Origin of the sequence: Pseudomonas sp. AL03 (assembly GCF_029960815.1) — a bacterium.
GTDB lineage: Bacteria > Pseudomonadota > Gammaproteobacteria > Pseudomonadales > Pseudomonadaceae > Aquipseudomonas.
Genome location: NZ_JASBRE010000053.1, coordinates 1 through 10401, shown reverse-complemented (window position 1 = coordinate 10401; position 10401 = coordinate 1). Strand labels below are relative to the sequence as shown.

General features: G+C 56.7%; 10 protein-coding genes and 1 pseudogene. 2 read left to right on the top strand and 9 right to left on the bottom strand.

What is annotated here, in order from left to right:
* From QK293_RS27015 to QK293_RS26975, 9 genes and pseudogenes are all read right to left on the bottom strand, one after another.
* Positions 1 to 195: pseudogene (locus QK293_RS27015) on the bottom strand (Holliday junction resolvase); the annotation flags it as partial.
* A gap of 107 nt (positions 196 to 302) precedes the next feature.
* A complete protein-coding gene (locus QK293_RS27010) occupies positions 303 to 620 on the bottom strand; it encodes a DUF2388 domain-containing protein (protein WP_008044656.1) in 318 nt (105 codons plus the stop codon).
* Between the two features lie 144 nt (positions 621 to 764).
* Complete coding sequence (locus tag QK293_RS27005; RefSeq protein WP_282383295.1) at positions 765 to 974, bottom strand: DUF1127 domain-containing protein; 210 nt, start codon at positions 972 to 974, stop codon at positions 765 to 767.
* 257 nt (positions 975 to 1231) lie between these two features.
* Positions 1232 to 1447, bottom strand: a complete 216-nt coding sequence (locus QK293_RS27000; RefSeq protein WP_008154465.1) for a DUF1127 domain-containing protein — start codon at positions 1445 to 1447, stop codon at positions 1232 to 1234.
* A 319-nt stretch (positions 1448 to 1766) separates the two neighbouring features.
* Entirely contained in the window at positions 1767 to 3260 is a 1494-nt protein-coding gene (locus tag QK293_RS26995; RefSeq protein ID WP_282383292.1) for an acetyl-CoA hydrolase/transferase family protein, read from the bottom strand.
* Between the two features lie 180 nt (positions 3261 to 3440).
* Entirely contained in the window at positions 3441 to 4877 is a 1437-nt protein-coding gene (locus tag QK293_RS26990; protein WP_282383290.1) for an NAD(P)(+) transhydrogenase (Re/Si-specific) subunit beta, read from the bottom strand.
* Positions 4877 to 5200, bottom strand: coding sequence for an NAD(P) transhydrogenase subunit alpha (locus QK293_RS26985; RefSeq protein ID WP_282383288.1), 324 nt, complete (start codon positions 5198 to 5200; stop codon positions 4877 to 4879). The genes QK293_RS26990 and QK293_RS26985 overlap by 1 nt, the downstream gene beginning before the upstream one ends.
* 15 nt (positions 5201 to 5215) lie before the next feature.
* Positions 5216 to 6337 (bottom strand): Re/Si-specific NAD(P)(+) transhydrogenase subunit alpha, encoded by a 1122-nt coding sequence (locus QK293_RS26980; protein ID WP_282383287.1) that lies wholly within the window; start codon positions 6335 to 6337, stop codon positions 5216 to 5218.
* A 434-nt stretch (positions 6338 to 6771) separates the two neighbouring features.
* Complete coding sequence (locus QK293_RS26975; RefSeq protein ID WP_282383285.1) at positions 6772 to 7671, bottom strand: LysR family transcriptional regulator; 900 nt, start codon at positions 7669 to 7671, stop codon at positions 6772 to 6774.
* A 157-nt stretch (positions 7672 to 7828) separates the two neighbouring features.
* On the opposite strand from QK293_RS26975, the gene QK293_RS26970 reads away from it, so the two are divergent.
* Together QK293_RS26970 and QK293_RS26965 are read left to right on the top strand one after the other, a co-directional pair.
* The gene (locus tag QK293_RS26970; protein ID WP_282383283.1) at positions 7829 to 9010 is read left to right on the top strand and encodes an acyl-CoA dehydrogenase; all 1182 of its coding nucleotides are present in this window, start codon (positions 7829 to 7831) and stop codon (positions 9008 to 9010) included.
* Positions 9011 to 9023: 13 nt separating this feature from the next.
* Positions 9024 to 10244 carry a CaiB/BaiF CoA-transferase family protein gene (locus QK293_RS26965; protein WP_282383280.1) on the top strand — a complete coding sequence of 407 codons (1221 nt, stop codon included), beginning with the start codon at positions 9024 to 9026 and terminating at the stop codon, positions 10242 to 10244.
* Positions 10245 to 10401 lie beyond the last annotated feature (157 nt).

Genomic DNA, 10401 nt, shown 5'->3' with positions numbered 1-10401 from the left:
ATCCTGGGGAATCATAGCAAGGGTTTGCTTGGGTGTTTTGACACACTCTGGGTCGAAGGGGGCGGAGGTCACCATGCTTGTGGCGTAGCCGGTAGCCACAATGCCTTGTGTTGACAGGTCAAAGGCATGGACCGAGCCCATCCAAAAGGCTGCCACGAAAACCGGAGTGATCGATAGATGTGAAAGAAAACGCATGAGACTCGATAGCTGAAGGCGAGTCGCAAGGCTAGCGCAACGCCCGGTCTAGAGCCAGCGTCGAAACATTGGGACACGGCGGGCGTGTCCCACGTCAGTGATGCCGCTTAGATAGTCAGTATGGCTTGCGCCAGTTGTGCATCAGTCGCGTTCAGCTGAGGTGCCTGGTGGCGAATATGGTCAAGTGCGCTTTCCAGTTTCACGCCACGAATGGCGCCTTCGCTGGCAACGAAGCTGGCGGCGTCGTCACGGGCGGCGCGCACGATTTTGTCATCGCGAAAGGAAGAAGTGACATCGGAGGTCGCATCGGACGTTGCCTTGAGCGCGCCGACGACGGCATCGGTGGTCACGATAAAGCTGGTGGCGTGGGAATTGGCAGCCACGGCAAGCAGGGCTGCAGCGCTGAGCAGACGAAGTCGGGACATGGTGAAACTCCTTTGGAAAACCGATTGAGAGGTGGCGCAGTGTCTGTTGATTCAGACGCCAGTCATGCAGCGTTCGCCACGTTCTATTTGGATATTAGTCCTGTGAGTATCGGTTCGAACAGTCCCGTCTGTTCAAGTGGGAAACTAGCGCCAGAACGGTTTATCCAATTCGTTGAGACGATCCGCGTGGCTGATGCACAGGTCTGAGAGCTGCCGGTCATTGAGTTGGCCCAGTAAACGCCGGGTTCGGGCCCTTTCCAAGCTGTTCGCGAAGCTCCTCAGTAATCTACGAAACCAATGGGGGCGAGGCGTTGATTGAGGCGTGGAAATGGAAACATCCAGTAAGTGATTCATGGCGCGGTCCTTTTGCTGGTAGTTCGGGATTTCAGGGTGATCCCTTCCTGCCTACCGCAACAGACACACTATGCTGAAATTGTAATGGTTCAGTTTGTTGAATACTAAAACTGTACCTGTTAAGAGATCCCTCCACTGTATGACCTGAATTGATCCTCCAGAACGACAAAGCCCGTCGTGGTTTCCCACGACGGGCTTTGTTTTTTCAATTTGGATGCTGGCGGTGGACCCGGTGGGTCAGAGCCAGCGACGCTAACTTAGCGCCAGAAAGGCTTGCTCAGCTCTTCGTAGCGTTGTGCTTCGCTAATCCCGGCATCAGCCAGCAGACGCGAATCCAGACGAGCCAGTTGATGGCGGCTGGAGATGCGGCGCTGCCACAACATCAGGTTGGCGAGAACGCGAAGAGGCGTGGAAGCCTGGGTTTTTACAGCGTTGTCTTCGAAAAACAGCTCGGAACTGAGTGTACGTTCCATGGTTGACATCCTTCCGCTTGTGGCGGGATTAGGTAGTGGTTTAACTGATGCCAATGATCCTCTCGTTTGGCCAGTCTCTGTAGATACAGTTCACCTGTATTGTGAGGGACCAGTTAACTGTTAATGGGTGGTGTACTGGTCTAAATTGAGGTAACTGTACTTGTCAGCACTAATATGGTGCGTTTCTGATGATTTTACTGAAAAAGGTGGGTTATTTCGGTAGGAAATGACCGGTACAGCAGTACAGTTTTAAACGCATTTCTGCTTGGCAACAGCAAGCTGACGAAACTGTGTTTACGTCAGCGGCCATCTGTATCAATTACACCGCCAGCATTCGCCCGGTTTCTTCAAGGTTAATGTGCCAGCTCAGGGCATCACGCAGAATATGCGGCGTGTGCCCGCCGAGTGCACAAGCAGCTGTGAAGTAGTCATCGAGGGCTTGGCGATAGTCCGGGTGCACGCAGTTATCGATGATGACTCGAGCGCGCTCTCGCGGCGCCAGGCCACGCAAGTCCGCCAGACCGATCTCCGTGACAAGGATGTCAACGTCATGCTCAGTGTGATCGACGTGGCTGACCATCGGTACCACGCTGGAAATTGCGCCATCCTTGGCAATCGACTTGGTCACGAAAATCGCCAAATGCGCGTTGCGCGCAAAGTCGCCCGAGCCGCCGATGCCGTTCATCATCCGCGTGCCGCAGATGTGGGTGGAGTTGACGTTGCCATACAGGTCGAATTCAAGCGCCGTGTTGATGCCGATGATTCCGAGCCGACGTACCACTTCCGGGTGGTTGGAAATTTCTTGCGGGCGCAGCACCAGTTTGTCCTTGTAGCGCTCAAGGTTGCCGAAAACATCGGTATTGCGACGGCTTGACAAGGTGATCGAACTGCCGGAAGCGAAACTCAGCTTGCCGGCGTCAATCAGATCGAACGTCGAATCCTGCAACACTTCCGAATACATAGTGAGGTCTTCGAACGGCGAGTCGATCAGGCCACACATCACCGAGTTGGCGATGTTGCCAATCCCGGCTTGCAGCGGGCCGAGCTTGTTGGTCATGCGCCCGGCGGCCACTTCCTGCTTGAGGAAGTCGATCAGGTGGTCGGCAATGGCCTGAGTGTCGACGTCTGGCGGCAACACGGTGGACGGCGAGTCGGATTGATTGGTGATCACGATCGCGACGATCTTTTCCGGCGGGATCGGGATGGCCGTGCTGCCAATGCGATCATCAACCTTGACCAGCGGAATCGGGGTGCGAGTCGGCCGATAGGTCGGGATATAGATGTCGTGCAGGCCTTCGAGATTTGGGTTGTGCGCCAGGTTGATCTCGACGATCACCTGTTTGGCGAAAATCGCGAAGCTGGCCGAATTACCCACCGAAGTGGTCGGCACGATATGGCCCTGCTCGGTGATGGCCACGGCCTCAATCACCGCGATGTCTGGCAGTTTGAGCTGCTGGTTGCGCAATTGCTCAACGGTTTCCGAAAGGTGCTGATCAATGAACATCACTTCGCCGGCGTTAATGGCCTTGCGCAGGGTGCTGTCGACCTGGAATGGCATGCGTCGCGACAATACGCCGGCTTCGGTGAGCTGTTTATCGAGGTCGTTGCCCAGGCTGGCGCCGGTCATCAGCGTGATTTTCAGCGGGGTGATTTTGGCGCGTTCGGCCAGTGCGTGGGGCACGGCTTTGGCTTCGCCGGCGCGAGTGAAACCACTCATGCCGACGGTCATGCCGTCCTGAATCAGAGCGGCAGCGTCAGCGGCGCTCATCACCTTATCCAACAACGAAGGCAAGCGAATACGATCACGGTACATGGATTGTTATCTCGGGCAACGAAAGCAAGGTGTGCAGTCTAGTGATTAAAAAAAAATTCCTCCCGCTACCATGGTCGAATGCAGAGCCCTGATTTAGAGCCTTTGGTCGGTTTTTAGCGGGTAATAAAAAACCCCAGCCTACTAGAGGCCGGGGTTTTGGGTATTGCGCTGGAGCAGTCTTTAGTCGACGGCTTTGACCATGTCTTCGATGACTTTCTTGGCGTCGCCAAACACCATCATGGTTTTGTCCAGATAGAACAGTTCGTTGTCCAGACCGGCATAGCCGCTGGCCATCGAGCGTTTGTTGACGATCACGGTCTTGGCTTTATAGGCTTCGAGGATCGGCATGCCGGCAATCGGCGATTTCGGATCGTTCTTCGCCGCCGGGTTGACCACGTCGTTGGCGCCAAGCACCAACACCACGTCGGTCTGACCGAACTCGGAGTTGATGTCTTCCATCTCGAACACTTGCTCGTAAGGTACTTCGGCCTCGGCCAGCAGGACGTTCATGTGCCCTGGCATCCGCCCGGCGACCGGGTGGATCGCAAACTTCACAGTGACACCACGGTGAGTCAACTTCTCCGCCAGTTCCATCAGTGAGTGCTGGGCACGTGCCACCGCCAGGCCGTAGCCCGGCACGATGATCACGGTGTCGGCGTTGGTCAGCAGGAACGCGGCGTCGTCGGACGAGCCGGATTTCACCGGACGAGCTTCCTTGGCGCCAGCTGGACCTGCGGTATCCGTTGCACCGCCGAAACCGCCGAGCAGGACGTTGAAGAACGAGCGGTTCATCGCTTTGCACATGATGTACGAGAGGATCGCACCAGACGAACCCACCAGTGAACCGGCGATGATCAGCATCGAGTTGTTCAGCGAGAAGCCGATGCCCGCGGCTGCCCAACCGGAATAGCTGTTGAGCATTGACACCACCACCGGCATGTCGGCACCACCGATCGGGATGATGATAAGCACGCCCATCACGAAGGCCAGGGCCAACATCAGGGCGAAAGCACCGAGGTTGCCGGTCAGCATGAAGGTGATGCCCAGGCCGAGCGTCGCCAGGCCCAACACAAGGTTCAACTTGTGTTGGCCGCTGAACTGTACCGGTGCGCCCTGGAACAGGCGGAACTTGTACTTGCCCGAGAGCTTACCGAAGGCAATTACCGAACCGGAGAAGGTGATGGCACCAATCGCTGCGCCAAGGAACAGCTCCATGCGGTTACCGGCCGGAATCGAATCACCCAACTGCTTAACGATGCCTAGGGATTGCGGCTCGACCACCGCCGCAATGGCGATGAACACTGCGGCCAGACCGATCATGCTGTGCATGAAGGCGACCAGTTCCGGCATCTTGGTCATTTCAACGCGTTTGGCCATGATCGAACCGGCGGTGCCGCCGACCAACAGACCGACGATGACGTAGCCAATGCCCGCTGTAGCGAGTTCTGCGCCGAGTTTGTAGACCAGACCGACAGTCGTGATGATTGCCAGCGCCATGCCGAGCATGCCGAACAGGTTGCCGCGCCGCGACGTCGTCGGGTGCGACAGGCCTTTGAGGGCCTGGATGAAGCAGATCGACGCGATCAAGTAGAGCGTCGTGACGAGATTCATGCTCATTACTTGGACGCCTCTTCTTTTACTGCTTTCGGGGCTTTTTTCTTGAACATATCAAGCATCCTGCGGGTCACCAGGAAGCCACCAAACACGTTCACTGCCGCCAAAGCCACGGCCAAGGTGCCCATGGTCTTGCCCAGTGGCGTCACGGTCAAAGCTGCGGCCAGCATGGCGCCGACGATTACAATCGCCGAGATTGCGTTGGTTACCGCCATCAAAGGCGTGTGCAGTGCAGGTGTAACGTTCCAGACCACGTGATAACCGACATAAATCGCCAGCACGAAGATGATCAGGTTGTAGATACCGGGGGAGATAAGCTCTTCCATCGTCTGAATCCCTGCTTAGGCGTTTTTTCGGATGACTTGGCCGTCGCGGCACATCAGGCACGCGGCGACGATGTCGTCTTCTAGGTTTACTTCGAACTGGCCTTCTTTGTTGAAGACCAGCTTCAGGAAGTCCAGCAGGTTGCGCGCGTACAGGGCCGAAGCGTCTGCCGCGACTGCGCCGGCCAGGTTGGTCGGGCCGCAAATGGTCACGCCATTCTCGACGACGATCTGGTCAGCCACGGTCAGCGGGCAGTTACCACCCTGAGCTGCCGCGAGGTCGATGACCACCGAGCCTGGCTTCATCTGCGCCACGGTCTCCGCGCTCAACAACGTTGGCGCCTTACGGCCCGGGATCAGTGCGGTGGTGATGACAATGTCAGCCTGCTTGGCGCGTTCGTGCACGGCCAGGGCCTGACGTTGCATCCAGCTGGCGGGCATTGGTCGCGCGTAACCGCCGACACCAACGGCGCATTCGCGCTCTTCATCGGTCTCATAAGGCACGTCGACGAACTTGGCGCCGAGGGACTCGATCTGCTCCTTTACTGCAGGGCGTACGTCAGACGCTTCGATCACTGCACCCAGACGTTTCGCCGTAGCGATCGCCTGCAAACCGGCCACACCCGCGCCGAGAATCAGCACGCGCGCCGCTTTCACGGTCCCCGCAGCGGTCATCAACATCGGCATGAAGCGAGGATAGTGGTGAGCAGCCAACAACACGGCTTTATAACCGGCGATGTTGGCCTGGGAGGACAGCACATCCAGGCTTTGAGCCCGAGAGGTGCGCGGCGCGGCCTCCAGTGCGAAAGCGGTAATGCCGCACTCAGCCAGCTTGGCAATGGTTTCATTGCTGAACGGATTGAGCATGCCCACCACAACGGTGCCGCTTTTTATCAGCGTCAGTTCGCTGTCGCTGGGGGCGACCACCTTGAGAATCAGCTCGGCACCCAACGCATCGTTGGCGCTGCCAATCATTGCGCCTGCCGCTTCATAAGCACTGTCGACAACGCTGGCGTTAATGCCGGCGCCGCTTTGCACAGTGACCTTATGACCCTGGCCGATCAGCTTCTTGATGGTTTCCGGGGTTGCAGCAACCCGTGTTTCACCCGTCTGGGTTTCGAGAGGAACACCAATGTGCACGTCAAATCTCCTGCGTGATCTTAGTGAGTAAACCCAGGCACTTCGGATGGTGCGGCTGGGGCGGCCGATCAGCACGATCCCGCCAAATCAGGGCGGGGCGCGGCATTTTGCAGGCGAACTTAGTGCCCTTCAAGGGATTATGACGGGTGACGGAAAATTAACTACAAGTCACCCCGTGACCGAATGTCGCAACTAACCGGTTGAATTCCTTGCAGGCCGTGCCTTGTAAGGGTTCCTTTAAAATTGAAGAATTTACGTATTGGTCAGGTGAATGAGTCGTTATTGCTTCCCAATAGAGGCTCAAGGCCACGGAATCGGGCACTTCTAGGACGTTTGTACTGCTTGTCGGTACAGTATTCGAATATGCGACAAATACTTATATCTGTAGTGCTTCAATTTTGCTGACTACGGGGTCAGCTAATAAGGCTGAGCCTTTATCCTTCTAGGCTGTAACTCTGTGCCTGGTTGACCAACCAATCGCGAAATGCCCGTAAAGAGGCCGATTCTACCTTTCGCTCAGGAATCATCAGGTAATACGCCTTGATGCTTGATAGCGCCTGGGCGTTGGCAATGACCAAGCGCTTCTCGGCCAGTTCGCGTTGAATCAGGAACGGTGGAATCAGCGCTATTCCCATATCGTGCATGGCTGCTTGGGCAAGCATGGAGAATAGCTCGTAGCGCGGCCCTGTCATGTCTCGTGGGATATTAAGGTTCTGGGAGTCGAACCACTGGCGCCAGGCATAAGGGCGGGTGGTCTGCTGCAACAGGGGCAATTCGGCGATTTCGCCGGGAGACAGATTTGCCCTTTTCCCCAAGAGATTGGGGCTACACACCGGCATCGGATTTTCGCCCATCAGCCTGTGGGATTCGGTACCCGACCAGTCCGCGTCGCCAAAATAAATTGCGGCATCGAAGTCGGTGTCGGCAAACAGGAAGGGGCGTGTTCGGTTGGTGAGGTTGACCGTCACTTCCGGGTGCTTTTGCTGAAAGTCCTTGAGTCGTGGCAGCAGCCATTGAGTGCCAAAGGTTGGAACCACCGCCAGTTCGATCACGTTGGCGCCTTGCTGACCCATCACTGACAACGTGTCCCGCTCAACTGCATCCAGTTGAGTCGCTACCCGTCGGCTGTAGGAAAGGCCGGCCTCCGTCAGCTTGACCCCGCGTCGCGAGCGTCGGAACAGTTCTACGCTGAGGAACTCCTCAAGACTGGCGATCTGTCGGCAAATTGCGCCCTGAGTGAGCGAGAGCTCCTGGGCTGCCTTGGTAAAGCTTTCGTGGCGAGCTGCCGCTTCAAAGCTGATCAGGGCAGTTGTACTGGGGATTTTCCTGCGCATGTACGTCAACCTCACTAATACATCGCATAAAAGCTATTCTGCGATGTTACGGAGTGAGAAATTAGCACAACAGTATGCAAAATCCTCGTTTGCCGTGACGCCGAACCCGGCCTAGGATCAGTCCACGTTATTTGACCCGATTCGAGAGGACACACTCATGGGTGGTAAAGCTAGCTTCAACTGGATCGATCCCCTGCTGTTGGATCAACAGCTCACCGAAGAAGAACGCATGATCCGCGACACCGCTGAGCAATTCGCTCAACAGAAGCTTGCGCCGCGTGTTCTCGAAGCTTTCCGCCATGAAAAGACCGACCCAGCGATCTTCCGCGAGATGGGTGAGGTTGGCCTGCTGGGCGCGACCATCCCCGAGCAGTATGGTGGCAGCGGCCTGAACTACGTCAGCTACGGCTTGATCGCCCGTGAAGTCGAGCGTGTCGACTCCGGCTATCGCTCGATGATGAGTGTGCAGTCTTCGCTGGTGATGGTGCCGATCAATGAATTCGGTACCGAAGCCCAGAAACAGAAGTATCTGCCGAAGCTGGCATCAGGCGAATGGATTGGCTGCTTCGGTCTGACCGAGCCTGACCACGGTTCCGACCCGGGCGCGATGATCACTCGTGCACGCAAAGTGGAAGGCGGCTACAGCCTGACCGGCAACAAAATGTGGATCACCAACAGTCCGATCGCTGATGTGTTCGTGGTCTGGGGTAAGGACGACGCTGGCGATATCCGTGGCTTCGTTTTAGAGAAGGGTTGGAAAGGCCTGAGTGCTCCTGTGATTCACGGCAAGGTTGGTCTGCGTGCATCCATCACCGGCGAGATCGTCATGGACAACGTGTTTGTCCCTGAAGAGAACATCTTCCCGGATGTCCGTGGTTTGAAAGGTCCTTTTACGTGCCTCAACTCGGCACGTTATGGCATTTCCTGGGGCGCGCTGGGTGCTGCCGAGTTCTGCTGGCACACCGCTCGCCAGTACACCCTGGATCGTCAGCAGTTCGGACGCCCACTGGCCGCCACTCAGCTGATCCAGAAGAAGCTGGCCGACATGCAAACCGAGATCACGATGGCGTTGCAAGGCTGCCTGCGTCTGGGTCGTATGAAAGATGAGGGTACTGCGGCGGTCGAGATCACTTCGATGATGAAGCGCAACTCCTGCGGCAAGTCCCTGGACATTGCTCGCATGGCGCGCGACATGCTGGGTGGTAACGGTATTTCCGATGAGTTCGGTGTGGCTCGCCATTTGGTCAACCTGGAAGTGGTGAATACCTATGAAGGTACGCATGACGTCCACGCACTGATCCTCGGTCGTGCACAGACTGGCATCCAGGCGTTCTATTAATAGGAGAACGGTCATGGGCGCGCTTTCGCATCTACGGGTACTGGATTTATCGCGGGTGCTGGCCGGGCCCTGGGCTGGACAGATTCTTGCTGACCTCGGTGCCGAGGTGATCAAGGTCGAGCGACCGGGCAATGGCGATGACACGCGTGCCTGGGGGCCTCCCTTCCTTAAAGACGCTTATGGCGAGAACACCAGCGAAGCTGCTTATTACTTGTCGGCCAATCGTAACAAGCAATCGGTCACCATCGACTTCACGCGCCCAGAGGGGCAAAAGCTGGTGCGTGAGTTGGCGGCCAAGTCGGACATCCTCATCGAGAACTTTAAGGTGGGTGGTCTGGCGGCTTATGGGCTGGACTATGAGTCGCTAAAGGCGATCAATCCGAATCTGATCTATTGCTCGATTACCGGTTTTGGCCAGACCGGCCCATACGCCAAACGCGCGGGTTATGACTTCATGATCCAGGGGCTTGGCGGTCTGATGAGCCTGACTGGGCGTCCCGAAGGCGACGAAGGTGCTGGCCCGGTAAAAGTCGGCGTGGCGCTGACGGACATCTTGACCGGTCTCTACTCGACGGTGGCTATCCTGGCGGCACTGGCTCATAGGGATCACGACGGCGGCGGTCAGCATATTGATATGGCGCTGCTGGATGTTCAGGTGGCCTGTCTGGCTAACCAGGCAATGAATTACCTGACTACAGGTAATGCTCCGACGCGCCTGGGTAATGCTCATCCGAATATCGTGCCTTATCAGGACTTTCCTACGGCGGATGGAGACTTCATCCTCACCGTCGGTAATGACGGGCAGTTTCGCAAGTTTGCTGAAGTAGCAGGTCAGCCGCAGTGGGCGGATGATCCACGTTTTGCGACCAACAAGTTGCGGGTGGCGAATCGTGCGGTGTTGATTCCGCTCATACGCCAGGCGACGGTGTTCAAGACGACTGCTGAGTGGGTGCTGCAGCTTGAGCAAGCAGGCGTGCCATGCGGCCCGATCAATGATCTGGCTCAGGTGTTTTCCGATCCTCAGGTTAAGGCGCGTGGGTTGGCGATTGAGTTGCCTCATGTGCTGGCAGGGATGGTGCCGCAGGTGGCGAGTCCGATTCGTCTGTCCGAAACGCCTGTGGAGTACCGCAATGCGCCCCCTTTATTGGGTGAGCACACATTGGAGGTTCTGCAGCGAGTGTTGGGTCTGGATGCTGGGGTCGTGGCGGCTTTCAAAGAGGCTGGGGTGCTCTGAGAATCCCTTCTATATAGAAGGATTGGTTTTGCTCTCCGATATAGAGGGAAACGGGCTGTTTCCGGCTTTCTACAAGTGATTGATAGAAAAGCGTAATTAGGTGTTGACGGCAGATTCTGGAAGTCTATAATTCGCCCCACTTCCGGCGCAGTCGAAA

What these genes read in the sequence shown, in the direction of transcription:
- QK293_RS27000 (WP_008154465.1), bottom strand. Translation starts at nt 1,447, where the DNA reads ATGGAACGTACACTCAGTTCCGAGCTGTTTTTCGAAGACAACGCTGTA.
- QK293_RS26995 (WP_282383292.1), bottom strand. Translation starts at nt 3,260, where the DNA reads ATGTACCGTGATCGTATTCGCTTGCCTTCGTTGTTGGATAAGGTGATG.
- QK293_RS27005 (WP_282383295.1), bottom strand. Translation starts at nt 974, where the DNA reads ATGAATCACTTACTGGATGTTTCCATTTCCACGCCTCAATCAACGCCT.
- QK293_RS26985 (WP_282383288.1), bottom strand. Translation starts at nt 5,200, where the DNA reads ATGGAAGAGCTTATCTCCCCCGGTATCTACAACCTGATCATCTTCGTG.
- QK293_RS26970 (WP_282383283.1), top strand. Translation starts at nt 7,829, where the DNA reads ATGGGTGGTAAAGCTAGCTTCAACTGGATCGATCCCCTGCTGTTGGAT.
- QK293_RS27010 (WP_008044656.1), bottom strand. Translation starts at nt 620, where the DNA reads ATGTCCCGACTTCGTCTGCTCAGCGCTGCAGCCCTGCTTGCCGTGGCT.
- QK293_RS26990 (WP_282383290.1), bottom strand. Translation starts at nt 4,877, where the DNA reads ATGAGCATGAATCTCGTCACGACGCTCTACTTGATCGCGTCGATCTGC.
- QK293_RS26975 (WP_282383285.1), bottom strand. Translation starts at nt 7,671, where the DNA reads ATGCGCAGGAAAATCCCCAGTACAACTGCCCTGATCAGCTTTGAAGCG.
- QK293_RS26965 (WP_282383280.1), top strand. Translation starts at nt 9,024, where the DNA reads ATGGGCGCGCTTTCGCATCTACGGGTACTGGATTTATCGCGGGTGCTG.